Source organism: Streptomyces sp. NPDC004065 (assembly GCF_044903565.1).
GTDB lineage: Bacteria > Actinomycetota > Actinomycetes > Streptomycetales > Streptomycetaceae > Streptomyces.
Window position 1 is genome coordinate 68,860 of record NZ_JBJDQT010000021.1, and the last position, 25,044, is coordinate 93,903.

Genomic DNA, 25,044 nt, shown 5'->3' on the forward strand with positions numbered 1-25,044 from the left:
CTGGTCCTGCGCGGTCGGGTGCTCCGCGGCGGGCGAGGCGTCGTGCTGGACCTCGTGCGGGGCGTCGTGCGACACCTCGCGCGAAGCCGGGTGCGACGCCTCGTGAACCGATTCGACCGCGGAATCCTGCTGAGCCTGAGCGGCCACCGGGCCCCCTTCTGACGTGCTGGGCAGCCGTCAACCGTACGCGAAGGGGGCCCGTCGGCGGAAGCGCGCGCCCGAGGTCAGGCGTCGACCTGGACGATCCGCTTGCCGTCGAAGGTCATGACCTCGAAGTGGTCGATCTCGTTCGGCTTGAAGGCCGCGCCGCCCCGGACGTAGAGGGGGTTCTTGGCCTCCTCCGTCTTGGCGTTCGGCACCCCGTAGCCCCAGTTCGGGACGGACCAGGAGGTCAGCGTCTCGCGCTCGCCGTTCTTGCCGACGGCGATGAGCGAGCAGCGCTCCGGGCCGGTCACGTTCTTCAGCTGCAGGACGGCGTTGGTGCCCCAGTCCTTCTTCTCCAGCGCGACGGTCGCGGTGGCGTGCGTCGTCGGGTCGGTCGCCGTGACCTTGTCGGAGATCTGGTCGAAGGCCGCCTTGGCGGGGCTCGCGGCCAGGGTGGTGGGGCCGCCGCCGTCCGAGCCGCCGTTCGCCGCGAGCACGGCCACCGGGCCGCCGATGATCAGCGCCGCCGCGGCCGCGACCAGGTAGAAGCCCTTGCGCCGCTTCCGCGCACGCCGCTCGGCGACCTCGTCGACGAGCCGCTCCACCAGCCGGGGGCTGGGCTTGGCCGACAGGGACTCGCCGATCGCGGCGGTGCCGGAGCCCGGCAGGTCCGCGAGCGCGGCCAGCATCGGCTCCATTCCGGCCAGTTCGTCGAGCTGCTGCGCGCACCACTCGCATCCGGCGAGGTGGGCCTCGAAAGCGGTGGCCTCGGCGTCGTCGAGGATGCCGAGTGCGTAGGCGCCGACGGTCTCGTGCTCGTTCGGGGCCGGTGATCCCTGCATGGAGCCAGACATACCCGAACCACCCGTTCCGAACCCCCCGTACATGCTCATCACGCCGTCACCCCCCGCTCCTCCAGAGCCAGCTTCATCGAACGCAGGGCGTAGAACACCCGGGAGCGGACGGTGCCGCTGGGTATGCCCAGGGTCTCGGCCGCCTCATTGACGGTACGCCCCTTGAAGTACGTCTCGACGAGGACCTCCCGGTGGGCAGGGGTCAGGTCGTCGAGCGCGTCCGACAGCGTCATCAGCCACAGCGCCTTGTCGATCTCGTCCTCCGCGGGGATGACCTCCAGCGGCGACGGATCGACCTCCTGCGGCCGGGCCTGCCGGCTGCGGTGGCCGTCGATGACGATGCGCCGGGCGACCGTCACCAGCCAGGGGCGTACCGAACCGGTCGCTCGATTGAGCTGGCCGGCGTTCTTCCAGGCACGGATGAGCGTCTCCTGCACCACGTCCTCGGCACGCTGCCGGTCTCCGGCGACCAGCCTGAGGACATACGCAAGGAGAGGTCCGGCGTGCTCGCGATACAGGGCACGCATCAGCTCCTCGTCAGGTTCCGAGGGCTGGGACATGCGATGTCGGGCCCTCGATCCACGTTCATTGGCCACGACGGAATCCTTGCGCACGCCCACCTCCGATGTCCGGGGGTTCCCCCAGTCGGTCGCTCGCCGACGGGTACGGACGCGGGACGCCCGGCGTTCAAACCTCGTCGACACTTTTCTCCGGGGTGACGTGACGAGGGGGGACATGGGAGCACTTTTCCCCCGCGTGTTCTTTACATATCCGACACGTTGGCAGGGGCACGTAAGTTGGGCGGGCGCCGCCCTGACGCAAACCCGATGTTGCCCAAATCACTTCGGCCGTGCCCGGACGCCCTCTTCACAAGAGCCGCATACCGGGCTCCCGGTCCGCTCGCGGGCGCGGACGGCGGACCGGCGCGGGGGATGTGGGAGCGGTCTCACGCGCGGGTGAGGGCCGCCGCGCGACGGCGGTGGCGGGCGACGCGTTCGCGGTTGCCGCACACCTCGCTGGAGCACCAGCGCCGCCGGCGCCCGCGCGAGGTGTCCAGGTACACGATCGGGCAGTTGTCGCCCTCGCACTGCCGCAGGCACGCGCGGGCCACCGGGTCGGTGAGCAGTTCCACCGCGTCCCGGGCGACGGCCGCGAGCAGTGCGGCGCACTCGGGGGGCGCGGCCAGTTCGCGCACGAGGACGCCGTTCTCGCCGGGTACGGCACGGGGGGCGGGCGGCGCGGGGCGGGCGAGGTCGTTGACGCGGGCGAGCGCGAGGCCGTACGAGAGGCCGTACGAGCGGACGTCCCTGGCGAGGCACCCCCGCACCAACTGCCCCACGTGTCCCCTCAGTTCCCGGAAGGCGACGAGCCAGGCCGCGTCGGCGTGCCCCAGCGGGGTGCCCGCCGGCACCAGGCCGGAGCCCGTGATCCAGGCCCGCAACGGGGCCGGGGAGTGGAGCCGTTCGGCGGGATGGGTGGTGGCGAGGAGGTCCAGGCAGATCCGCCCGGCGTCGAAGCGCAGCTCGTACGGGACCGTGGCCGTACCCAGTGCCATGTGCCTGTCACCGCCTAGGCCACCCCTGTCCCCCGGGCCGGCCGGGAGAGTGGGTGGGACGCTCGTCAGGGCTGGGAAAGCGTTCCCTCCCACAGTGCCTGCCCGCTTCCGCGGCCGGTACCCCTCCGACAGCGGGTCGCGGCCGGTCGCCGCCGGCGAGGGGCGCCGCGCGGACGGCCGAGCCGGAGGAACCGGAGGAGCGGGGCTACGCGTCGGCGTACTTGGTCACGCGTCGGCGTACTTGGTGTCGGCCGCCGGGTCCAGGGCGAGGCGGTAGCCCCGCTTGACCACGGTCTGGATCAGCCTGGGCGCGCCGAGCGCCGTACGCAGGCGGGCCATCGCCGTCTCCACGGCGTGCTCGTCGCGTCCCGTCCCCGGCAGGGCGCGCAGCAGCTCCGCCCGGGAGACCACCCAGCCGGGCCGCCGCGCCAGCGCCCGCAGCAGCGCCATCCCGGCCGGCGGTACGGGCCTGAGCTCGCCGTCCACCAGCACGGCGTGCCCGCGGACCTCCATCCGGTGTCCGGCGACCGGCAGGGCGCGCGCCCTGCCCGGCAGTTCCTGGCACAGCAGCTGCACCAGCGGCCCCAGGCGGAACCGCTCCGGCTGCACGGTGTCGATGCCGCGCGCCTGCAGCGGCAGCGCGGTGACCGGCCCGACGCACGCGGGCAGCACGTCATGGCCGAGCGCGGCCAGCAGCTCCGGTTCGAGCCCCCGCTCCTCGGCGCGCGCCAGCAGGGACGCGGCGGCCGGCGCGCTGGTGAAGGTGAGCGCGTCCAGTCCCCGGGAGACGGCCGCGTCCAGCAGCCGGTCCAGCGGTCCGGCGTCGTCCGGCGGCATCCACCGGTACACGGGCACGGGAACGACCTCCGCCCCCGAGGCGCGCAGCGACTCCACGAACCCCGGCAGCGGCTCACCGTGCAGCTGTACGGCGACCCGGCGCCCGTCCACGCCCTGGCCCAGCAGCCGGTCGAGCACCTCCGCCATGGACTCCGAGGAGGGCGACCACTCCTCGGTCAGCCCGGCGGCCCGGATGGCGCCCTTGACCTTGGGCCCGCGCGCCAGCAGTTCCACCTGCCCGAGGCCGGCGAGCAGCGCCTCGCCGAGTCCCCATCCCTCGGCCGCCTCGACCCAGCCGCGGAAGCCGATCGCGGTGGTGGCGACCACGATGTCGGGCGTCCGGTCGATGATCTCCTTGGTGGCGGCGAGGAGTTCGCCGTCGTCGGCGAGCGGCACGATGCGCAGGGCGGGCGCGTGCACGACGGACGCGCCGCGCCGCTGGAGCAGCGCGATGAGCTCGTCGGCCCGGCGCGCGGCCGTCACGCCCACGGTGAACCCGGCCAGGGGGCCCTGCGCGGGCCGCTCGGGCCCGTCCGGCCGCCGGGGCCGTTCCGGTCGCTGCTGTTCGTCGTACATGGCTCTCGTTCCGCACTCGAGTCGTCGTACCGCCGGGTCACACCTGCGCCTGCGCAGCCCGCGTCGGCGTACCGCACATCCGCCGGAACGAGCCTGTCAACGCCGCGTGACAGGCTCGGTTCGGCTGGATGTCACCAGTGTTACGTCATACCTCGGCATAGCTGAGCTGCGGGTTCGCCTCCGACACGGTGGCCGTGGCGGCCACCTGCCCGGCCGGGCGGCGAAGGTATACGAGCCAGGTGACGGCGAACGCCACCGCGTAGAAGGCGAGGAAGGCGACGAAGGCGCCGGTTCCGGAGCCGTAGGAGAGGTAGGACTGCCGGAAGGCGAGGTTGATCCCGACCCCGCCGAGCGCGCCCACCGCTCCGATCAGTCCCATGGACGCCCCCGACAGCCGCCGCCCGTACGCCACGGCCTCCTCCCCCTGGAGTCCCTTGGCGAGAGCCTTGGTGTGGAAGATGCCCGGGATCATCTTGTACGTCGACCCGTTGCCCAGCCCGCTGAGCACGAACAGCACCACGAACGCGGCGACGAACAGCGCCAGCGACTTCTGCATCCCGGCGACGACGAGGACGGCCGTCGCGGCGGCCATGGCGACGAAGTTCCACAGGGTGATCCGCGCGCCGCCGAACCGGTCGGCGAGCCGGCCGCCCACGGGCCGGATCAGGGAGCCGAGCAGCGGGCCGACGAAGGTGAGGTAGGCGGCCTGGAGCGGGGTCCGGCCGAACTGGTTGGTGAGCACCTGTCCGAAGGCGAAGCTGTAGCCGATGAACGAGCCGAACGTGCCGATGTAGAGGAACGACATGATCCAGGTGTGCGCGTCCTTGGCGGCGTCCACGGCGGCGCCGGTGTCGTTCTTCACGGAGGCGAGGTTGTCCATGAACAGCGCGGCGAGCACGGCGGCGACGACGATCAGCGGGATGTAGATCCCGAGCAGCAGCCGGGGCCCGCCGCTCGCCCCGATGATGGCGAGCGCGATCAGCTGGATGACGGGCACGCCGATGTTGCCGCCGCCCGCGTTGAGCCCGAGCGCCCAGCCCTTCTTCCGCATCGGGAAGAAGGCGTTGATGTTGGTCATGGAGGAGGCGAAGTTGCCCCCGCCGATGCCGGCCAGCAGCCCGACCAGGAGGAACGTCGAGAACGAGGTGCCGGGGTGCATGACGGCGAACGCGGCCACGGTCGGCACCAGCAGCAGCCCCGCGGAGACGACCGTCCAGTTCCGCCCGCCGAAGACGGCCACCGCGAAGGTGTACGGCACCCGGACGACCGCACCCACCAGCGTCACCAGGGACGTCAGCAGGAACTTGTCGGCGGGGGTCAGCCCGTACTCGGGTCCCATGAACAGCACGAGCACGGACCACAGGGTCCACACGGAGAACCCGATGTGCTCGGAGAGCACGGAGAACAGCAGATTCCGCCGGGCGATCCGCTCCCCGCCCTCCGCCCAGAACCTCTCGTCCTCCGGATCCCAGTCCCTGATCCAACGCTTTCCTGACATGACGCCTCCACGGTGCGCTGAGTGGCTGGTCACCGAAGGTAGGGAGACGGCGTTTCGCCCCTGTGGCTGCGAGTGACCGCCAGGGAACGTTGCTCTCACCCCGTGGGGCGGAGGGGTGAGAGGTCGCTGGGACGCGCGGCCGTACATCTCGTCCATCCCGACCAGCAGCACCCGCCCGTCCTCGGCCGCCGCGACGAGATCGGGCGCGGGCTCGCCGCGCACGTAGAGGGCAAGCGTGCAGCCGTCCGCGTCCCGGCCCTGGGCGCAGAGCAGGTCACGGATGTGCTCAAGACGCCGGAGATCGGCGGACGTTCGCGGCTTGCTGGTCGCCTTGGCCTCACCGAGCAGGGTGAGCGGATGAAGGCGGCCGCCTACAACTAGCCTGACCCCAGTTGGCCCGACTGCACTCAGGCTGTCCGCAACCGCGTAACCGGCCGATCACTCCCGCCCCCGAGCCCCACCCACCTCGAACCACAGCAGCTTGCCCGCTCCCCGCCCGAGGAGGTCGCCGCCGAGCGGCCAGCCGCCCCAGGAGTCGGCACACTGCTCCACCAGGAACAGCCCCCGCCCGCTCTCGGCACCGGCCGGCACCGGCGGGACGCGATCGCGGGGAGAGCGGCCGAACGGTGCGGGGATGTGCGGATGGCTGTCCCAGACGCCGACCCGCAGCCGCCCGTCACCGAGGGCGGTCAGACGGAGCGACGCGGGCCCCCGGGTGTGCCGGTAGGCGTTGGTCACCAGCTCCGAGGCCAACAGTTCGACCCTGTCGAGCACTTCACCCATGCCGTGCCCGACTTCGGCGGCTCCTCCGTCGCGCGCGGCCAACTGGAGCACCTCATCGAGATGAGCGAGCTGCCGCATGTCACCGTCCGGGTGATCCCCTTCGGTACGGACCACTTCCCGAGCACCGGCCAGTCCTTCGACTACGTCGAGGGTTCCGTACCCCAGCTCGACACCGTACAACTGGACACGCACCACGGCGGCTGCGGCTTCCTGGACGCGGACGCCCAGTTGAGCAAGTACCGAGCCGTGTTGAACCACATGGAGTCCTGCGCACTCGATCCCGCCGAGTCACGCGACTTCATCCACCGCCTCACGCACGAAATCTGAGAGGACCAGCCGTGCAACCCCTCCACTGGCGAAAGTCGAGCTACAGCGGCGACAGCTCGAACTGCGTCGAGACAGCCCGCACACTCCAAGCTGTCCACGTCCGCGACTCGAAGGCCCCCACCGGCACCCCTCTGACCTTCCCGCCCGCCGCCTGGGCCCGATTCATCTCCAGCGCGGCGAGGCAAGCGCTCTGAGGGCCGCTGTAGACGCCGAGGTAGTCGCCCTCGCGTTCGGTGAAGGTCACGTCGAGTCTGTCGGCGAGCGGGCCGGCACGGGGCGGTTGCAGCATGGCGACCGCCCGGCGTGTGACGTGGCCCGTCACCGAGTGCATTGCGCCTGGTGACGGGCACCGCGGTCACAAGACCCTGCTCCCCCGCCTCCCCCTCCCGTTCGGCCACAGCCGGGGACTTCTTCTCGCCCCCAGGTCCTCGATCCAGCCGAAGGTGATGACCGCGAGGGCGATCAGGGGCCAGATCAGGAGGACGGTCCAGAAGGCGTACGTCCTGTCCAGGAAGGACGACGCGGTGCCGGACTGGAGGAACGGGAGGGCGTACGACTCGTCGAGGAGGGGGACCAGGGCCGCGATGAGGAAGTTGTGCCAGAGGTAGATCGTGACCGCACGGTTGTTGGCGAGGGTGATCAGGCCGTCCCAGCGGCTCAGGCGGGCCGGGAGCCGCTCCCAGGACGGGGCGTACTGGAGCAGGATCACCACCGCGCCGAAGGACCAGGTGGCCTGGGCCAGCGGGATGTCGTTGAGGTCCCAGGCCTCTTCGGGGCCCTGGTGGCCCGACGCCCACCACAGGGCGAAGGCCATCAGCAGGCTCGAGCCGGAGACCGCCGCATAGCGGGGCACCCGCGCCAGCACGCCCTCCTGGTGGGCGAAGCCCAGGACCCAGCAGCCGCCGTACACCGCGAAGTCGGTGACCGCGTTGCCCGTCTCGCCGGGGATCGTGACCACGCCCGTGCCGACCACCCCGGTCAGGGCCAGCGGGGCCAGCAGCGTCGGCCACGGGGCGCGGCGGAACGCCCACAGCAGGAGGGGGGAGGCCGCCACGAACCACAGGTAGGCGCGCAGGTACCACAGGGGGCCCGCCGCGTCGTCCGGCCACGTCATGTCCAGCAGGCCCGAGTCCGAGCCCAGGTGCTCGGGGTAGGGCGGGGCGCCCACCGGGAGGAGATAGTCGAGGAGTTGGGGCAGGCCCGCCGTACCGCCCAGGTCCGGGTCCTTCAGCGGGTTCCAGCCCGCCAGCAGCATCAGCGGGAGCAGCACCGCGGCGAACGCCCACAGCGGGGGCAGGAGCCGCCTCAGCCGCCCCCTGATCACGCCGAGTGCCGGCCGGTGGAGGCTGCGCGCCATCAGCGAGCCGGCCAGCGCGAACATCACGCCCATCGACGGGAACAGCACCGTCAGCCAGCCCCAGCCGAAGAGGTGGTAGACCACGACCCGGACCAGGGCCAGGGCGCGCAGGAGGTCGAGGTAGCGGTCCCGGCCCGCGGGTTTCGGGGCGGCGTCGGTCCGCGTGGTGGCGGTGGCCTGCGTCGTCATGTCACCGGGCTCCGATCGCTCCTGCCGGTGCCGGGGGTTCCGGCCGGCTCGTCCGTCCCGCCGGGCTCGTCCGTCCTGCCGGGCTCGTCCGTCCTGCCGGGCTCGTCCGTCCTGCCGGGCTCATTTGCGCGTTCGCGCTGTACCAAGCCTCCCGGGGCCTCCACCACGCCCGTGCGGCGCAGTTTCTGCCAGCGCAGGCGGCCGCCGGTCAGGGCGGTGATCCAGGACTGGAGCAGGACCACGTACATCAGCTGGCGGTAGAGGATCTGCTGGAGGGGCAGGGAGATCAGGTGCGTCATGCGTTCCTTGTCCAGGCGGAAGGCGTAAGCCGCGCAGACCGCCTGTACGGCCAGTACGCCCAGCCAGGCCAGGACCGTCCTCCGGGTGGGGCCGAACAGGACGCCGTAGAGCAGGAAGACGTCGATGAGCGGGGCCAGCAGGGGCGCCACCACCATGAACAGGGACACCAGGGGCAGGCCCACCCGTCCGAAGCGGCCGGACGGGCCGCGGTCCAGGAGCGCGCCGCGGTGCTTCCAGATCGCCTGCATGGTGCCGTACGACCAGCGGTAGCGCTGGGACCACAACTGCTGGACGGACTCCGGCGCCTCGGTCCAGGCGCGGGCCCTCTCGGCGTAGACGACGCGCCAGCCGGCGCGGTGCAGCGCCATGGTGATGTCGGTGTCCTCGGCGAGGGTGTCGTCGCTCATCCCGCCGACCTGCTCCAGGGCGGAGCGCCGGAACGCCCCGACCGCGCCGGGGATGGTCGGCATGCAGCGCAGCATGTCGTACATCCGCCGGTCGAGGTTGAAGCCCATCACGTACTCGATGTGCTGCCACGCCCCGATCAGCGAGTCGCGGTTGCCGACCTTGGCGTTGCCCGCGACCGCGCCGACCTTCGGGTCGCCGAAGGGCTGTACCAACTCGCCCACCGTGGACGGTTCGAAGACCGTGTCGCCGTCCATCATCACGATCAGGTCGTGCGAGGCGTTGGCGATGCCGCGGTTGAGGGCGGCCGGCTTGCCCGCGTTGGCCTGGCGCACCACCCGTACGCCCGGCAGGCCCATGGCCTCCACGATGTCCGCCGTGCCGTCGGCCGACCCGTCGTCGACCACCACGACCTCGACCGGATGCTCGCTGGCCGTCAGCGAACGCACCGTGTTCTGGATGCACTTGGCCTCGTTGTACGCCGGGACCAGCACCGACACCGGCTCGGTCACCGGCGGCCCCCAGCGGAACCCGCGGCGCCGCACCCGGCGGGAGTGGGCGCCCGAGAGCAGCAGCATCAGCCCGAACCGGGCCAGGACCAGACCGCCGACCACGGCCAGGCACACCGCCAGCGCGTCGGTGAGGTCGTCGGAGGCCTGGACCAGCACGATCCACGCCCGGCCCTTCCACAGCTCGGCGCCGGTGACCGGGGTGAGCGCGCTGGGCGCGCCGAGCGCCTCGGTGAGGTTGTCGAAGCGGTAGCCGCGCGCCCTCAGTTCGGGGATGTACCGGTCCAGGGCCCGCACGGTCTGGTGGCGGTCGCCGCCGGAGTCGTGCATCAGGACGATCGCGCCCTTGCCGCCCCGCGGGGTGGCGCGGCGGATGATCTCGCCGACGCCGGGCCGCTGCCAGTCCTCGCTGTCGGCGGTGTTGACGACGGTGATGTAGCCGCGCGCGCCGATGTACTGGGTGACCGGCCAGGAGCTGTTGTCCATGGCGTCGGCGAAGGAGGAGTACGGCGGCCGGAACAGCGAAGTGCGCACACCGGCCGCGCCGGTGATGGCGAGCTGGTTCTGGGACAGCTCCCAGTCGATGCGCTCCTTGGACTGGTACGACAGGTCGGGGTGGTTGAAGGTGTGCAGGCCCACCTCGTGCCCCTCGGCCACCATGCGCTTGACCAGTTCCGGGTGGCGCGAGGCCATCGTGCCGGTGACGAAGAACACCGCGTGCGCGTGGTGCTTGCGCAGCACGTCCAGCACCTGGGGGGTCCAGGTCGGGTCGGGTCCGTCGTCGAAGGTGAGGACCAGGCGGTGGTCGGGCACGCGCAGGCTGGTCGCCCGGCCGCCGCGGGTGTCGATGACCGGGCCGCCCTCGAGGATCTTCTCCGGGACCCGGTCGGTCGCGGCCTCGGGCCGGACGCGGTGGTCGGCGAGGATCTCGCTGTGCACGTATCCGCGCAGCATCAGCATCGCCATCAGGGCGGCGAGGACGAGCGTGGGCAGCAGCAGGCGCAGCGGCAGACGGCGGGGGCGGCGGGGCCGGCGGGTGCGCCGGGGGCGTCCCGGCCGTACGGGTCCGGCCGTACGGCGGCCCGGACGGCCGGAACGGCCGGAACCGCCGGAACGGCCCGCGCTCGCGGGCGTGTTCGTACGGCGGGGGGTGCGGGAGCCGTCATTCGGCTCGGCGCGGTCGCGCCGGTCACGGCGGTCACGGCGGTCACGGCGGTCACGGCGGTCACGCGGACCGTGCGCGCCGCTGTCGCCCTGCGCGCCGCTGTCGCCGTGGGTGCCGCCGTCCTCGCGGGTGCCGCTGTCGCAGCGTGCCTCACTGTCGTCGTTCTCCGTGGTGAGCCCGGGCTCTCCGGTGCGGGGCGCCATCAGGACACGACCTCGATCGCCACCAGCACGCGCGGACCGGAGACCGTCTGCCCGTCGGCCGGCTCCGGCGAACCGGGCGCGAATCCCGCACCCGGGGTGCCCGCCGTGCCCGGGGTCCCCGGGGCCTCGTCCGAGGCCGGCGCTTCCGGTGCGGCCGTGACGGCAGGGGCCTCCGAGGAGCCCTGGGTCCCCGTGCCACCCGGCGCACCGGTCGCGTCCGAGGACCCGTTCGAGCCCGACGACCCGCTCCGCGGCGGTTCGCTCGCCACCGGCACCGAGTCGTTCCTGCCGTCGGCGACCGTGCCCGGGCCGCCCGGGCCCGAGCCGCTTCCGCCGCCGTTTCCGCCGCCGCTTCCGCCCGCCGACGGCGACGGGTCGGACGGCGTGGGTGAACCGCCGCCGCTGGGGCTGGGGTCGGGTGAGGGAGAGGCCTGGGACGGGGTCGGCCGCACGACCGGGCCGGTCGAACCGGGACGCGGGGGCCTGGTGCTCCCGGAGGCGCTCGGCCGGGGAGTGACGGAGGCGCCCGGCTTGCTCGGCCCGGCCGAGCCGGGCGGCGCGCTGGGGCCGGTCCCCGGGGCCTGCCGGACGCCGCCGGGGGTGTTCACGGGCGCCCCGGGCAGGGCGCCGCCACCGCCGGTGCCGGGCGGGCGCCGCGGGTCGGACGGCGCCGGGGAGGTGTCCACCTTGTTCGACGGCCGGTGCTCGGCCTGGCCGGGCACCGGCAGCCAGGGCGCGTTGGAGTTGCCGGACACCAGGGTGACGACGATGACGACGCCGTAGACGGCGCAGGCCAGTCCGACGGCCATGCCGAACCGCCGGAAGCGGCGGCTGCGGCGGCCCGACATGTCGACGAAGACGGGCCCGCCGTCGGCGCCGCCGTCCCGGCCGAACCCGCCCCCGCCGGCGCCTGCGCCCCCGCCGCGCGCGGCGGCGTTCCCGCCGCCCGTGCGGTCGCCGGTGTCGCTCCCGTCGCCGCCCGCCCGGGCGGACTTCTTGTCCCGCCGTCCGGTCTCCGGGTGCTCTCCGGCGGCCCGGTCGAGCCGTACGGTCAGCTCCTCCGACTCCTCGTCGCCGAGGGCAACTTTCGGACCGCGGAAGTCACCCGGGGCGGGGGCGCCTCCCCTGCCGCCCGCGCGGGCGGCACCCGCGCCGGCCTCGTCCGGGCCGGCACCACTCGAGCCCCTGTCCTCCGGCCCGCCGGACCCCGCGGTCCCGCCGGACCCCGTGGACCCGCCGGGGCGCGTCGCCGCGCCGAGTCCGCCCGGCTCGGGCTCTCCCCACGGGTCCTCGGCCCGCAGCCTCTCGGACGGTCCGGTGTCCGGGAACGACTGCGGCCGTCCGCCACCGCCCTCGGCGACCTCGTTCTCCCCGGTCGCCGACGCGGCCTCGGGCCACTCGGGTCGGTCCTCTTCCGGCCGCCTGCGGCCCTCGTCCGGTCCCTTTTCCACGCGCACGCACTTCCCCCCATGGGAATGTTCCGGGTGCGCATACGACTCCGAGCCCGCGTCGCCGGACCAGGCCCCCACCTGCCCCGAGCGCCCCCCTAGTCACACCGTGCTCGGCGCGACGAACGTAGCGTGAGGAGGGAGTGACGGTGCGCGAAGATCAATGGTGACCGGAATTGACCGTTTCGTCGATGGCCGGAACCCATCCGGTTTCGGGTCGCCTCAACCATCCCTCCGACACGGCCAGTTCCGCCGCCGCCCGGCGCAGCGCGTCGAGCGCGGGATGCGTGAGCCCCCTGCGCCACACGAGCGAGACCGGGGACAGCGGCACCGGGTCGACGAGCGGCCGTACGACGGTCCGGGGCAGAGCCGGGAAGCCGACCACCGCCAGGACCGGGTGCCCGTGCCGGGCCATCAGCCGCTCGAACTCCTCCACCCCGACGGCCAGCGGCGCGGGCGGCGCGACCTCGATGCCGCGGCCCTCGAAGAGGCGGTGCGCGAGGTCGGTCCACTCCGGGGTGCGCGGATTGCCGGCCCCGGCGTAGACGGTCTCGCCCGCGAGCGCGTCCAGCGGCACCTCGGCCAGCGCTGCCAGCCGGTGGTCCTCGGGCAGGACGAGCGCCATCGGCTCGTAGCGCACGAACTGGTGGTCCAGCCGGGCCCGCAGCCCCGCGTCCAGCCCCGCGAACCGTCCGAAGGAGGCGTCCAGGCGGCCCGCGAGCAGCTCGGCCGCGGCACCGGTCAGCCCGCTCTCGTAGCGGGCCATGATCTCGTGCTCGGGGGCGAGTTCGCGAGCCCGCAGCAGCACGCTGCGGCCGGTCGCGAGGCCGGGCGAGTTCAGGTCGACCAGCAGCGGGCGGGCCTGCCCGAAGGCGGCCAGCAGCTCGTCCTGGGCGTCCAGCACCCGGCGCGCGTACGGCAGCAGCCGCTCGCCGTCGGCGGTCGGGGTGACCTGCCGGGTGGTCCGGACGAACAGCTCGGTGCCCAGCTCGCGTTCCAGCCGTCGTACGTCGCGGCTGAGCGCCTGCTGGGCGATGTAGAGGCGGGCCGCGGCGCGCGTGAAGTGCAGCTCCTCGGCGACGGCGACGAAGGCGCGCAGCAGCCGCGGGTCCAGGTGGCGGACGGGCAGGTGGGCGGACATGCCGTGAACCTACAACGAGGACTCACAACGCGAGTGCGTCAATGGGCTCCGATCAGGTGTTGGACCGCTTGATCCATTCGGGGTGACGGTGGGGACATGCCAAGAACACCCAACGACGCCACCCCCGCGGCACCGGCCGCCGCGACCGCCGGAGCCGACGCCGGAGCCGACACCGGAGCCGACACCGGAGCGGAATCCGAGGCGCACGCGGCGGCGAACGCCGGGGCGGCCGGGCGGACGGGCGGCGGGCCGGCCGGGAACCCCTACCGGCGCCTGTTCGCCGTCCCCGGCGCGCGGGCCTTCACCGCCGGGAACCTCATGGCCCGGCTGCCCCAGGGCATGTTCGGGGTCAGCGCGGTGGTGATGATCGCCGGGGTCCGCGGCTCGTACGCGCTCGCCGGCGCCGTCACCGCCACCGGACTCGCCGCCACCGCCGTCGCCGCGCCCTGGATCGCCCGGCTGGTGGACCGGTACGGCCAGGCGCGGATCGCCGTGCCCGCCACGGTCTGCGCGGTCCTGGGCAGTCTGGCCCTGGTGCTGTGCGTGCGCGGCGGGGCTCCCGACTGGACGCTGTTCGCCGCCTACGCCGCCACCGCCACCACACCGAACACCGGCGGGATGTCCCGCGCCCGCTGGGCCCACCTGCTGCGCGAGGACGACTCGGCCCTGCACACCGCGAACTCCTTCGAGCAGGCGGCCGACGAACTGTGCTTCATGCTCGGGCCGGTCCTCGCGGCCTTTCTGACCGGGACGTTCTTCCCGGAGGCCGGCACGCTGACGGCGGCGGCGCTGCTGCTCGCGGGCGTGCTGCTGTTCGCCGCCCAGCGCTCGACCGAGCCGCCGCCGCGGCCCCGCACGCCCGCGAGGGCGCCGCTGCGGGCGCCGGGCATGCCGGCCCAGCTCGCCGTCTGCCTCGCCCTGGGGACGGTGTTCGGCGCGACGGAGGTCGTCACGGTGGCGTTCGCGGACGCCCAGGGGCACCGGTCGGCGGCGGGCGTGGCGCTCGGGCTCCAGGCGGCCGGGTCGTGCGTGGCGGGGCTGGTGTACGGGGCGGTGCGGCCGGCCGGACCGGCGGCGCGGCGGCTGGCGTGGTGCGTGGCGGCGATGACGGCGCTGATGACGCTGCCGCTGCTGGCCGCCGCCCTGACCGGCGCCCTGCTGCCGCTCGCCGTGGCCCTCTTCGTGGCCGGTACGGCGACCGCGCCGACCATGGTCACCAACATGACGCTGATCCAGCGGCGCACTCCCCCGGACCGCCTCAACGAGGGCATGACGCTCGCGGTGACCGGCCTGCTCGGCGGCATCGGCTGCGGCAGCGCGGCGGGGGGCTGGGTGGTGGAGCATCTGTCTCCGGTGGCCGGTTACGGGGTGCCGGTGGCGGCCGCGGCCACCGCCCTGCTCATCGCGCTCGCCGTACGGTCGCGTACGGCGCGTACACCTCGTACGCCCCATGGGCCCCGCAGGCCCCGTACGCTCCGTAAGCCCCGTAAGCCGTGCGCAACCGGTTGACCGTCCACCCCGTCCACCCCGCCCGCGCCGCCCGCGCCGCCCGCCCCGCAGTCCCGGCCGCCCGTCAGCCGAGTCCCCAGGTGCGCCCGAGGCGGTAGGCCGCGCACAGGTCGACGTCGAGGATGTACGCGGCGGCTGTGCCGCACTGCTCCTCGCCGGTGCCCGGGTCGACGGGCTGGCCGTGGCCCATGCCGGTGAGGGAGTAGGTCTCCACGGCCGGGTCGCCCGCCGGGTCGCGGAAGACCTGGTGGGGGTAGCCGGCCACGGTGTCGGTGACGTCGGCGGTCCGGTCGGCCCCGTGCACATCGGTCCACTGCCGCACCAGGTCGGTCATGTTGACCGGCTTGACCGTGTAGTCGGCCGTCCCCTGGAGGACGGTGAGGGCCGGCCAGGGGCCGGTGTACCCGGGCCGTGCGGCGCGCACCCGGTCGCCCCACTGCTCCGGCGTCTGCGTCGCCCCTACGTACATGCACACGTACGGCGATCCGGCGGCCTGCGCGCACCCGTACGGCAGTCCGGCGACGATCCCGCCGGCGGCGAACTTCTCCGGGTAGGCGGCCATCATCACGGCGGTCATCGCGCCCCCGGCGGAGAGCCCGGTCACGTACACCCGGCGCGGGTCGCCCAAGACGTCGGCGAGCTGCCGGTCGACCATCTGGACCACGCTGGCGGCCTCGCCCCGGCCGCGCTCCATGTCACCGCTCTGGAACCAGTCGAAGCACGAGGAGATGTTGTTGGCGGTGGTCTGCTGCGGCAGCACGAGCGAGAAGCCCCAGCGGTCGGCGAGCCGGGTCCACCCGCTGCCGTCGCCGTAGCCGGCGGCGTCCTGGGTGCATCCGTGCAGCGCCACGACGACCGGCCGCCCGGCCGGCAGACCGGCGGGGACGTAGCGGAACATGCGCAGCGCACCGGGGTTCGATCCGAAGGCGGTGACCTCCCGCACGGAGGCGGTGGCGGCGCGGGCCGAGGCCCGGCCGGGCGGTGCGAGCAGGACGGCGAGGAGGGCGACCAGCAGGGTCGCGAGGGCTGTGACGCGGCGTGCGGCTCCGGTGTGTGTCATGCGGAGGGAAGGTAGGGGCGGCCGGCGCACCCCGATATGGGGCCCGGCCCCACAACCCGCGTCCGGGGACGGGGGCACCGGACCATTCCCGCGCGCAGGTCCGCGCGCAGGCGCGGGCCCCGCACAAAGCGTACGCACGCCCGTACACCCCGTAGACCCGCACGCCCGCACCAGGCCCGCATCAGGCCCGCACGCACAGCGAAGGCCCCGCCGCTCGGAGCGGCGGGGCCTTCGCCCACATGGGGTACCCGTACGGGTGAGTGGAGATGGCGGGAATCGAACCCGCGTCCAACGGTGCGGAACCAGGGCTTCTCCGTGTGCAGTCCGCTTCGCTTTTCTCGGCCCCGGAGATCACGCGGACAAGTCTCCGACGGGCTCAGTCACTGTGTGGTTTCCCTCTTCACCCCGTGACCGGGATCGAGGTTGAGTTCCCTAGCTGATGCCAGGATCCGGGTCGGGAACAGCCCCGGGCTGACACTCCCTTAGTAGGAGGCTCGCTCGCGCTGCCTATCAGGCAGCGAGGGCGAAGGCCTGCTGGGAGGAATCGCGCTTGGTGTTGGCGATTATTTTTTTCGGCCTGTGGTTTACGAGATCATGGCCGCTTCCTCGACACGCTTCCCCTGCTTCGACAGCCGTTGTCGAAACCGATCATCCCCATGTTGATTTTTCAAACCCCTCCGGAGAGGGGCCGCGCGCACCGTCCTACGCGGTGCGATCCCATCGTACGTGACCAACGCCGGTCGATGCCAGCGTATTCCCCGCGTCCCGAATCGGTTCCCCGGCCGGCGCCCGGACCGCTTCCCCGGCCGGCACCCGGACCGCTCCCGGCTACGCCCGCTGCTTGCGCCGCACGGCGGAGATCGCGCGCTCGGCCTCGCGGCGGTCCTGCTTCTCGCGGAGGGTCTGGCGCTTGTCGTACTCCTTCTTGCCCTTCGCCAGCGCGATCTCGACCTTGGCGCGGCCGTCCTTGAAGTACAGGGCGAGCGGCACGATCGTGTGACCGGTCTCCTGGGACTTGGCCTCCAGCTTCTCGATCTCCACACGGTGCAGCAGCAGCTTGCGCTTGCGGCGGGCGCTGTGGTTGGTCCAGGTGCCCTGGCTGTACTCGGGGACGTGCACGTTGTGCAGCCACGCTTCGTGACCGTCCAGCTGCACGAAGCCGTCGACCAGCGAGGCCCTCCCCTGGCGCAGCGACTTCACCTCGGTGCCGGTGAGGACCAGGCCGGCCTCGTAGGTGTCGAGGATGTGGTAGTCGTGCCGCGCCTTCTTGTTCTGCGCGATCAGCTTGCGCCCTTTTTCCTTAGCCATAGTGCCGCCCATTTTCGCACCACACGGGGGCCCCGGGGAAAGTCCATTGTTCGGGCGTCCGCCCGCGTGCCGGTCTGTCGGCGTCCGCGGGCCCCGCCGCCGCCCGCGGGCCTCAGGACTGGTCGCCGAGGCCGCCGAGGACGGTCCGCGCGCGGCTCAGCGCGTCGGGGCCGGCGTCCAGGTCGGGGGTGATGCCGCGGCCGTCGACGGCGCGGCCGGAGGGGGTGCGGTAGTGCCCGACGGTGAGTTCGGCGACGGAGCCGTCGGGCAGCCGGCTCGGCATCTGGACCGAGCCCTTGCCGAAGGTGCGCGAGCCCACGACGACCGCCCGGCCGCGGTCCTGGAGGGCTCCGGCGAGCAGCTCGGCCGCGCTCATCGTGCCGCCGTCGACGAGCGCGACCAGGGGTCTGGCGGTGTCGCCGCCGGAGTCGGCGTGCAGGGCGCGCTGTCTGCCGTCGACGTCGTAGGTGGCCACCAGGCCGCCGTCGAGGAACACCGAGGCGGTGCTGACCGCCTCGGTGACCAGGCCGCCGGAGTTGCCGCGCAGGTCGAGCACGAACCCGGAGGCGGGCGGCGAGTGGCGTACGGCCGTGCGGACCTGTTCGCCGACGCCCTTGGTGAAGGCGGCCACGCGGATGACGGTGACGCCGTCGGCGGGCCGCCGCACCGTGACCGAGTCGGTCGACAGGCGGGCCCGGCGCAGCGTCTCGGTCCACGCGCGCGTGCCGCGCTGCAGGCCGAGGGTCACGGCGGTGCCTGCGGGGGCGTCGTCGGCGTCGCCGCGCAGTAAGGAGACGACGTCGGTGACGGGGAGCCCGTCCACCGTGCGGCCGTCGACGCTGCGCAGCCGGTCGCCCTCGCGGATCCCGGCGCCGGCGGCGGGCGAGCCCGTCTGCACCCCGGTGATGTCGATGCGGCCGTCGCGCTCGCGCCGCGCCCTGAGGCCGACGCCGGTGTACCGGCCGTCCAGGGACTCCTGGAACTCCTCGTACTCGCCCGGGGAGTAGACGGCGCCCCAGCGGTCGCCGCTGCGGCTGACGGCGCGTTCGGCGGCCTCCATGGGGGAGGTGCCGTCGGCCATGGCCTCGGCGGCGGCCCTCGCCACCTCCTCGTGGCGGCCCGCGGCGTCGGCCGCCGGCGCCGAACCGGACGCCTGTGCCGGGGACTTGCGCGCGGCGCCGGCGGGCGCGCCGGGCAGTGAGCCGGTCGCCGCGCCCGCCACGAGCACGCCGACGAAGACGAGTGTCAGGGCGGCCCCGGCGCGGTTGCGGCGGGGTTGGCAGAACAGGACACGACCTGACATGGCGGTGAGTCTAGGACACCGTTTCGGGGCCGCACGGCCGGTTGACCGTACGACCCCGGGGTGCGGCCGGAGGCGTGCGTCACACCTTGAGGTACTTGCGCAGCGCGAAGAACGCTGCCAGCGCGGGCATCAGCAGGCTCGTGGCGAGGATCAGCGGCAGCTTGGTCAGCACGGCGTCCCAGCCGATGAAGTTGATCAGGTTCAGCTTGTGCGACAGGTCCAGGCCGTGGTCGATGATGAAGTAGCGCGCGATCACCAGGAATCCGCACGCGACCGTGCCGCCGATCAGCCCGGCGACCGCCGCCTCCATGATGAACGGCGCCTGGATGTAGAAGCCGGAGGCGCCCACCAGGCGCATGATCCCGGTCTCGCGCCGGCGGCTGAAGGCGGACACGCGCACCGTGTTGACGATCAGCATCAGCGCGACCACGAGCATCAGCGCCATCACCGCGCGCGCGGCCCAGTTCATGCCGTTGAGCAGCCCGAAGAGGTTGTCCAGGATGCCCTTCTGGTCCTGCACGGACTGCACGCCGTCGCGCCCGTTGAAGGCGCTGGCGATGACCTTGTACTGCTCGGGCTTCTTCAGCTTGATGCGGTACGACTCCTGCATCTGGTCCGGGGTGAGGGAACTGGCCAGCGGGGAGTCGCCGAACTGCTCCTTGTAGTGCTTGTACGCCTCGTCCTGGGACTCGTGGGTGACCTTCTGGACCACCGACATCTTCTGGAGGTCGGCGAGGATCACCTTCTTCTGGTCCTCGGTGACGGCGCCCTTGGCGCACTTGGGGTCGTTCTGGGCGTCGCTCTTGTTGCAGAGGAAGATCGAGACGTTGACCTTGTCGTACCAGTAGCCCTTCATCGTGTTGACCTGGTCGCTCATCAGCAGCGACCCGCCGAACAGGGCGAGGGACAGGGCGACGGAGACGACGACCGCGAAGGTCATCGTCAGATTGCGGCGGAGACCGACGCCGATCTCCGACAGGACGAACTGGGCGCGCATGGCCTTGGGTCAAGCCTTTCCGTGGACGGGTGCTCGGTCGGCGCTCAGTGCTGGTAGCCGTAGACGCCGCGTGCCTGGTCGCGGACGAGACGGCCCTTTTCCAGCTCGATGACGCGCTTGCGCATCTGGTCCACGATGTTCTGGTCGTGGGTCGCCATCACCACGGTGGTGCCCGTCCGGTTGATGCGGTCGAGCAGCTTCATGATGCCGACGGAGGTCTGCGGGTCGAGGTTGCCGGTGGGCTCGTCGGCGATCAGCAGCTTGGGCCGGTTGACGAAGGCCCGCGCGATCGCGACGCGCTGCTGCTCACCGCCGGAGAGCTCGCCGGGCATCCGGTCCTCCTTGCCGCCGAGCCCGACCAGGTCGAGCACCTGCGGCACCGACTTGCGGATCTCGCCGCGGGACTTGCCGATGACCTCCTGCGCGAAGGCGACGTTCTCGGCGACCGTCTTGTTCGGCAGGAGGCGGAAGTCCTGGAAGACCGTCCCGAGCTGGCGGCGCATCTGCGGCACCTTCCAGTTGGACAGGCGCGCGAGGTCCTTGCCCAGGACGTGCACCTGACCGTGGCTGCACCGCTCCTCGCGGAGGATCAGCCGCAGGAAGGTGGACTTTCCGGAGCCGGAGGACCCCACGAGGAACACGAACTCGCCCTTCTCGACCTCCAGGGAGACATCCCTGAGGGCCGGGCGGGTCTGCTTGGGGTAGACCTTGGAGACGTTGTCGAATCGGATCACGGATGCACCACGGGTCGCCGGGGGTAGATGAGCGTGACCATACGCGAGTCGGCGGTGCGAGCGCAGTCGCCGGTTGGGGTTGGACGACAGTTGTACGTTTTGTCCGCGCCCCGGCGCCGCGCGTGCCGCGTGCGGGGGCGGTCCGCGGGCTGTCCGGCGGCTGTCCGGAGGTACGCGGTTGCGGGGACCTCGCGCTGAATTCCGGGGAACCTGGCATTGTGGGGAGGGGAACGTTCGCGTGTCCGCGGACGTTCTACGGATGGAACCGGTGCAAGGAGGGCGAGCGCATGACGTACGACCGGTTGGTGTGCGCGAACTGCGCGGCGCCCGTGAGCGAGGGCCGGTGCCCCGTGTGCCGCGCGAACCGCGAGCGGCTGCAGCAGGAGAACTTCTTCGCGGGACTGAACCCGATGGCGCTGATCGCGCTGCTCGCGGTGCTGATCGCCGCGGTGGCGCTGCTGGCGCACCAGACGGCGTAGCGGGCACGCCCCGCCTCGCGCGGCGGGCGGCAGGCCCGCGGCGCGCGCAAGGCGCGCCGCCCTCGCGGCACGCCCCGACGACGCACGCAGGGCCCGGAGCGTGGGAAACGCTCCGGGCCCTGTGCCGTCCCCGGCACTCACGCACCGCGACGGGGCGAGCGCACCGGGGGACGGACCTCACGATCGTCGGGCAGGCGCCGCACTCAGGCGGCGGCGCCGCCCCGGCCGCCCATGAGGCGCGGCAGCACCCGGAAGCCGATGCCGCCGGCGATCATCGTGGCGGCGCCGACCAGCAGGAACGTGGTCTGCGCGGCACCCGTCTCGGCGAGCTCCTTGCCGCTGCCCTGGGCCGAGGGGTTGGTGTCCGGACCGGTCTCGGTGAGCGCGGAGCTGCCCGCCTCCTGGGCGGAGGTGCCCGAGCCGCCGTCCGGGTTGGTGTGGTTGCCGTTGCCGGTCTGGCCGCCGCCGTTGCCGGTGTGGCCGCCACCGCCGCCGTTGCCCGGCTGGGACGGCTGCCCGGTCGGCTGAGTGGGCTCCTCGGTGGGCTGGGTGGGCTCCTCCGTCGGCTGGGTCGGCTCCTCCGTCGGCTGAGTGGGCTCCTCCGTCGGAAGGGTCGGCTCCTCGGTCGGGAGGGTCGGCTCCTCGCTGGGCTGGGTCGGAATCTCGGTCGGCTCCTCGGTGGGCTCACCGTCGACCTTGACGCCGGCCTTCACCGTGCCGCTGTCCGTGTCGGCGCTCACGCCGATGGTGACCCCGGCGGCCGAGGCGGCACCCGCGGCGGTCAGCGAGGCGCCGGCCGCGATCACGGCGCCGGCCGCCAGGCGCGCGACACGTATCCGCGTCTTCTTCGTCATAAGCTTGCTACCCCCAGTAGCTACATGGTCATTGAGCGTCACTCGGGACCGTGATCAACGGGGGCAGCCGACGAAGCGTGCGAGTCCCCCCGGTTCACATGCGCCCCGGACATACGCATCCCGCGTTTCACCCTCCCGAGTTTTCAAAAGACCGTCAAGGTCATTGCGGGCGCAATGTCCACTTGCACCGCGTTTGCGGGACGTTGAAGGCTGTGAGTGTGATGTAAAACCCAGACACCCGCACACAGAAAAGGCAACTGCCGCCCGGTGGGCGGCAGTTGCCAAGTCGACAAATTGCTGTTCGCGGCGTCCGGTTCTGCGGGTCCGCTACTTGTCCTGCTGTTCCTGCTGCTTGCGCCAGCGAATGCCGGCCTCCAGGAAACCGTCGATCTCACCGTTGAACACGGCCTCGGGGTTGCCGACCTCGAAGTCGGTCCGCAGGTCCTTGACCATCTGGTAGGGGTGCAGGACGTACGAACGCATCTGGTTGCCCCAGGAGTTGCCGCCGTCGCCCTTGAGCGCGTCCATCTTGGCCTGCTCCTCCTGGCGGCGCCGCTCGAGCAGCTTGGCCTGGAGGACGGCCATGGCGGTCGCCTTGTTCTGGATCTGCGAGCGCTCGTTCTGGCAGGAGACGACGATGCCGGTGGGCAGGTGGGTGATGCGCACCGCGGAGTCGGTCGTGTTCACGCCCTGGCCGCCGGGCCCGGAGGACCGGTAGACGTCGACGCGCAGTTCGCTCTCGTCGATGTCGACGTGGTCGGACTGCTCGACGACGGGCAGGACCTCCACACCGGCGAAGGAGGTCTGGCGCCGGCCCTGGTTGTCGAAGGGCGAGATGCGCACGAGCCGGTGCGTGCCCTGCTCCACGGAGAGGGTGCCGTAGGCGTAGGGCGCCTGCACGGCGAAGGTGGTCGACTTGATGCCGGCCTCTTCGGCGTACGACGTCTCGTAGATCTCCGTCTTGTAGCCGCGTTGCTCGGCCCAGCGCAGGTACATGCGCTGCAGCCGCTCGGCGAAGTCGGCGGCGTCCACGCCGCCGGCCTCGGCGCGGATGTTGACCAGGGCCTCGCGGGAGTCGTACTCGCCCGAGAGCAGCGTACGGACCTCCATCTCGTCCAGCGCCTTCTTGACCTCGGCGAGCTCCGCCTCGGCCTCCGCGCGGGTGTCCGGGTCGTCCTCGGCCTCGGCGAGCTCGAAGAGCACCCCGAGGTCGTCGATCCGCCCGCGCAGCGCCTCCGCCTTCCTGACCTCGGCCTGGAGATGGGAGAGCCGGCTGGTGATCTTCTGCGCCTCGTCCGGGTTGTCCCACAGGGACGGCGCGGCCGCCTGCTCCTCGAGCACGGCGACGTCTGCCCTCATCTTGTCGAGGTCCAGAACGGCCTCGATCGACTCCATGGTCGAGGAGAGGGACTTGAGCTCTTCGGATACATCGACGACTGCCACGCCTCCAGCGTAACGGCTCCACCAACCGACCAACGCCGCCGCCGAGGGGCGCAGCCCCCGCCGGGGGCCGGGGCGGAGCCCCGCGGGGTGCGGGGGCGGAGCCCCGCGGGGGGTGCGGGGCGCAGCCCCGTGGCGGTGCCGTCTTGGCCCACCGAGTCGGGCGGGCCGGATGGGGCAAAGGGGGGTGCAGGGGGCGCAGCCCCCGCCGGGGTGCAGGGGGCGCAGCCCCCGCCCGGGGTGCAGGGGCGGAGCCCCGCATGGGGTCCGGGGCGCAGCCCCGTGGCGGTGCCGTCTTGGCCCACCGAGTCGGGCGGGCCGGATGGGGCAAAGGGGGGTGCAGGGGGCGCAGCCCCCGCCCGGGGTGCAGGGGCGGAGCCCCGCATGGGGTCCGGGGCGCAGCCCCGTGGCGGTGCCGTCTCAGCCCACCGAGTCGGGCGGGCCGGATGGGGCAAAGGGGGGTGCAGGGGGCGCAGCCCCCTGCCGGGGTCCCGGGGCGGAGCCCCGGGGGACGGCGCCCTCACCCCACCGAGTCGGGCGGGCGGGTGGGCAGAGCCCAACCGGGGCCGCGGGGGCACAGCCCCCGCCGGGGCCCCGGGGCAGAGCCCCGGGACCACCTCACGGCACCGCAGGCGCCGAGTGCCCCGGCTCCCCCGCCCCACCACCCCCGTCGTCCGACGTGACCCACCACGCCCCCGCCCCCACGACCACCGCCACCACCAGCCCGGCCACCCCCAGCGTCACCCGGCGCCGCCGCGCCGCGGCCCGGTGCCGGGCGGAACCGGGCCGCGGCGCACCCGTGGCCCGCGGCGCCCGCGCCGTACCCCGCGCACCCCCGGCCAGCTCGTCCGGCGCGGGCACCCGCATCGACGTATGCGTGTCGCGGTTGGAGTCCGGCCGCGCACCGGGCACCAGCGGAACCGCGCCCCGCCGCCGCCCGGGCCCACCACCGGCGCCCACACCCACGCCCGCACCGGCGCCGGCACCCGTGCCCGCACCGCCCCCGTCCGCCCCCGGCACGGAACCCCCCGCCGCACCGTCCTCCGTCTCCCCCGCCGCCTCCGCGTCCGGCTCGTCCACGTCCAGCGGCGGCATCCCCGCGAGCATCGGCAGCAGCTCCCTCAGCCGCGCCGCCAGCTCGGAGGCGCGCAGCCGGGACGCCGGCGCCTTCGCCAGGCACTGCACGATCAGCTGCCACAGCTCGTCGGGGATGCCGGGCAGCGGCACCACCGTCTCCGTGACATGCCGCCGCAGTACCGCGCCCGGATGTCCCCCGCCGAACGGGGTGAAGCCCGCCAGCAGCTCGTACAGCACCGTGGCCAGCGCGTAGATGTCCACGGACGCCCGCGGGGGCAGCCCCTCCACGATCTCCGGCGCCAGGTAGTCCGGCGTTCCGATGATCTTCGTGGCCCGGGTCCGCTTCGGCGTGTCGATGAGCTTGGCCACGCCGAAGTCCGTGAGCAGCGCCGGATGCGCCCCGCCGGGGCCGAGGGGGCCCTGCATGTCGAGCAGTACGTTCTCCGGCTTGACGTCGCGGTGCACGACGCCCGCCGCGTGGGCCGCGGCCAGCCCGTCGGCCACGTCGGCCACGATGGCGACCGCCGCCTCGGGGGCCAGCCGCCGCTCCCGTTCCAGGCGGGTGCGCAGGTCCGTGCCGCGGACGAGGTCCATCACCAGGGCGAGGTCGTTGCCGTCGACCACGAGGTCGCGCACGGAGACCACGTTCGGGTGCTCCAGACCCAGCAGCGCCGTCCGCTCCTGCACGAAGCGGCCCACGAGCTCCTCGTCCGAGGCCAGGTCCTCACGCAGCAGCTTGATGGCGACGGGGCCGTCGGGTCCCTCGCCGAGCCACACCGTGCCGGCGCTGCCCCGCCCCAGGATCTGGTTCGCGGTGTACCGGCTGCCGATCTTCCGTGCCAAGACTGCTCCTACAGACGCGTGTTGCCGACAAAACTACGCGTCCGGGAAGCCAACCTTCACCGCGGAGACGGAAATCACCCATCAGATGTCGACAAATTTCCAAACCCGCGGTCAGCGGTCAGCGGCCACCGATCAGCCTCCGGTCCGGG

Annotated in this window: 22 protein-coding genes, 1 other RNA gene and 1 pseudogene; 5 read left to right on the top strand and 19 right to left on the bottom strand. The window is 73.1% G+C overall.

Features of this window, described 5'->3' with window-relative positions; all coding sequences use genetic code 11:
- Positions 1-224: 224 nt before the first annotated feature.
- The 5 genes from ACI2LW_RS22000 to ACI2LW_RS22020 form a co-directional block, all read right to left on the bottom strand.
- Positions 225-1,037, bottom strand: coding sequence for an anti-sigma factor family protein (locus ACI2LW_RS22000; protein ID WP_404732903.1), 813 nt, complete (start codon positions 1,035-1,037; stop codon positions 225-227).
- Positions 1,037-1,558 (bottom strand): sigma-70 family RNA polymerase sigma factor, encoded by a 522-nt coding sequence (locus ACI2LW_RS22005; protein WP_010039908.1) that lies wholly within the window; start codon positions 1,556-1,558, stop codon positions 1,037-1,039. The genes ACI2LW_RS22000 and ACI2LW_RS22005 overlap by 1 nt, the downstream gene beginning before the upstream one ends.
- Positions 1,559-1,944: 386 nt before the next feature.
- Positions 1,945-2,553, bottom strand: coding sequence for a CGNR zinc finger domain-containing protein (locus tag ACI2LW_RS22010; protein WP_404732904.1), 609 nt, complete (start codon positions 2,551-2,553; stop codon positions 1,945-1,947).
- A gap of 225 nt (positions 2,554-2,778) precedes the next feature.
- Positions 2,779-3,966: a uroporphyrinogen-III synthase gene (locus tag ACI2LW_RS22015; protein ID WP_404732905.1), complete on the bottom strand. Its 1,188-nt coding sequence runs from the start codon at positions 3,964-3,966 to the stop codon at positions 2,779-2,781.
- A 145-nt stretch (positions 3,967-4,111) separates the two neighbouring features.
- Positions 4,112-5,464, bottom strand: a complete 1,353-nt coding sequence (locus ACI2LW_RS22020; RefSeq protein ID WP_404732906.1) for a nitrate/nitrite transporter — start codon at positions 5,462-5,464, stop codon at positions 4,112-4,114.
- 102 nt (positions 5,465-5,566) lie between these two features.
- Between ACI2LW_RS22020 and ACI2LW_RS22025 the strand changes: the two genes are divergently transcribed.
- Positions 5,567-5,845: a hypothetical protein gene (locus ACI2LW_RS22025; RefSeq protein ID WP_404732907.1), complete on the top strand. Its 279-nt coding sequence runs from the start codon at positions 5,567-5,569 to the stop codon at positions 5,843-5,845.
- Positions 5,846-5,902: 57 nt separating this feature from the next.
- Here the strand turns inward: ACI2LW_RS22025 and ACI2LW_RS22030 are convergent, their stop codons facing one another.
- Positions 5,903-6,247, bottom strand: coding sequence for an ATP-binding protein (locus tag ACI2LW_RS22030; protein WP_404732908.1), 345 nt, complete (start codon positions 6,245-6,247; stop codon positions 5,903-5,905).
- Positions 6,248-6,256: 9 nt separating this feature from the next.
- Between ACI2LW_RS22030 and ACI2LW_RS22035 the strand changes: the two are divergent.
- Positions 6,257-6,574, top strand: a pseudogene (locus tag ACI2LW_RS22035) (Scr1 family TA system antitoxin-like transcriptional regulator); the annotation flags it as partial.
- Between the two features lie 11 nt (positions 6,575-6,585).
- Entirely contained in the window at positions 6,586-6,768 is a 183-nt protein-coding gene (locus ACI2LW_RS22040) for a DUF397 domain-containing protein (protein WP_404732909.1), read from the top strand.
- Between the two features lie 161 nt (positions 6,769-6,929).
- Here ACI2LW_RS22040 and ACI2LW_RS22045 read toward each other — a convergent pair whose 3' ends face one another.
- The 4 genes from ACI2LW_RS22045 to ACI2LW_RS22060 all read right to left on the bottom strand — a co-directional run bounded on the left by ACI2LW_RS22045 (position 6,930) and on the right by ACI2LW_RS22060 (position 13,291).
- Entirely contained in the window at positions 6,930-8,120 is a 1,191-nt protein-coding gene (locus ACI2LW_RS22045; RefSeq protein ID WP_404732910.1) for an acyltransferase, read from the bottom strand.
- Positions 8,117-10,300 (bottom strand): glycosyltransferase, encoded by a 2,184-nt coding sequence (locus ACI2LW_RS22050; protein WP_404732956.1) that lies wholly within the window; start codon positions 10,298-10,300, stop codon positions 8,117-8,119. Before ACI2LW_RS22050 ends, ACI2LW_RS22045 begins: the two co-directional genes overlap by 4 nt.
- A 401-nt stretch (positions 10,301-10,701) precedes the next feature.
- On the bottom strand, positions 10,702-12,153 hold the full coding sequence (locus ACI2LW_RS22055) for a hypothetical protein (RefSeq protein WP_404732911.1): 1,452 nt from the start codon (positions 12,151-12,153) through the stop codon (positions 10,702-10,704).
- A 157-nt stretch (positions 12,154-12,310) separates the two neighbouring features.
- Positions 12,311-13,291 carry a LysR family transcriptional regulator gene (locus tag ACI2LW_RS22060; RefSeq protein WP_404732912.1) on the bottom strand — a complete coding sequence of 327 codons (981 nt, stop codon included), beginning with the start codon at positions 13,289-13,291 and terminating at the stop codon, positions 12,311-12,313.
- A gap of 96 nt (positions 13,292-13,387) precedes the next feature.
- Here ACI2LW_RS22060 and ACI2LW_RS22065 point away from each other — a divergent pair, with 96 nt between their 5' ends.
- On the top strand, positions 13,388-14,800 hold the full coding sequence (locus tag ACI2LW_RS22065; RefSeq protein ID WP_404732913.1) for an MFS transporter: 1,413 nt from the start codon (positions 13,388-13,390) through the stop codon (positions 14,798-14,800).
- A 64-nt stretch (positions 14,801-14,864) separates the two neighbouring features.
- On the opposite strand, the gene ACI2LW_RS22070 is transcribed toward ACI2LW_RS22065, so the two are convergent.
- The 6 genes from ACI2LW_RS22070 to ftsE all read right to left on the bottom strand — a co-directional run bounded on the left by ACI2LW_RS22070 (position 14,865) and on the right by ftsE (position 20,202).
- Positions 14,865-15,860, bottom strand: coding sequence for an alpha/beta hydrolase family esterase (locus tag ACI2LW_RS22070; RefSeq protein WP_404732914.1), 996 nt, complete (start codon positions 15,858-15,860; stop codon positions 14,865-14,867).
- Between the two features lie 258 nt (positions 15,861-16,118).
- Positions 16,119-16,516: a transfer-messenger RNA gene (gene ssrA / locus ACI2LW_RS22075) on the bottom strand.
- Between the two features lie 172 nt (positions 16,517-16,688).
- Entirely contained in the window at positions 16,689-17,168 is a 480-nt protein-coding gene (gene smpB, locus ACI2LW_RS22080; RefSeq protein WP_404732915.1) for an SsrA-binding protein SmpB, read from the bottom strand.
- A gap of 112 nt (positions 17,169-17,280) precedes the next feature.
- A complete protein-coding gene (locus tag ACI2LW_RS22085) occupies positions 17,281-18,471 on the bottom strand; it encodes a S41 family peptidase (RefSeq protein ID WP_404732916.1) in 1,191 nt (396 codons plus the stop codon).
- 79 nt (positions 18,472-18,550) lie between these two features.
- Positions 18,551-19,468, bottom strand: a complete 918-nt coding sequence (ftsX, locus tag ACI2LW_RS22090; RefSeq protein ID WP_404732917.1) for a permease-like cell division protein FtsX — start codon at positions 19,466-19,468, stop codon at positions 18,551-18,553.
- Positions 19,469-19,512: 44 nt separating this feature from the next.
- Positions 19,513-20,202: a cell division ATP-binding protein FtsE gene (ftsE, locus tag ACI2LW_RS22095; protein WP_004000799.1), complete on the bottom strand. Its 690-nt coding sequence runs from the start codon at positions 20,200-20,202 to the stop codon at positions 19,513-19,515.
- 287 nt (positions 20,203-20,489) lie between these two features.
- On the opposite strand from ftsE, the gene ACI2LW_RS22100 reads away from it, so the two are divergent.
- Entirely contained in the window at positions 20,490-20,681 is a 192-nt protein-coding gene (locus tag ACI2LW_RS22100) for a hypothetical protein (RefSeq protein WP_016438128.1), read from the top strand.
- A 203-nt stretch (positions 20,682-20,884) separates the two neighbouring features.
- Here the strand turns inward: ACI2LW_RS22100 and ACI2LW_RS22105 are convergent, their stop codons facing one another.
- The 3 genes from ACI2LW_RS22105 to ACI2LW_RS22115 form a co-directional block, all read right to left on the bottom strand.
- Positions 20,885-21,535, bottom strand: coding sequence for a hypothetical protein (locus tag ACI2LW_RS22105; RefSeq protein ID WP_404732918.1), 651 nt, complete (start codon positions 21,533-21,535; stop codon positions 20,885-20,887).
- A gap of 327 nt (positions 21,536-21,862) precedes the next feature.
- Positions 21,863-22,978: a peptide chain release factor 2 gene (gene prfB, locus ACI2LW_RS22110; protein WP_404732919.1), complete on the bottom strand. Its 1,116-nt coding sequence runs from the start codon at positions 22,976-22,978 to the stop codon at positions 21,863-21,865.
- A gap of 615 nt (positions 22,979-23,593) precedes the next feature.
- Entirely contained in the window at positions 23,594-24,895 is a 1,302-nt protein-coding gene (locus ACI2LW_RS22115) for a serine/threonine-protein kinase (protein WP_404732920.1), read from the bottom strand.
- Between the last annotated feature and the right edge of the window lie 149 nt (positions 24,896-25,044).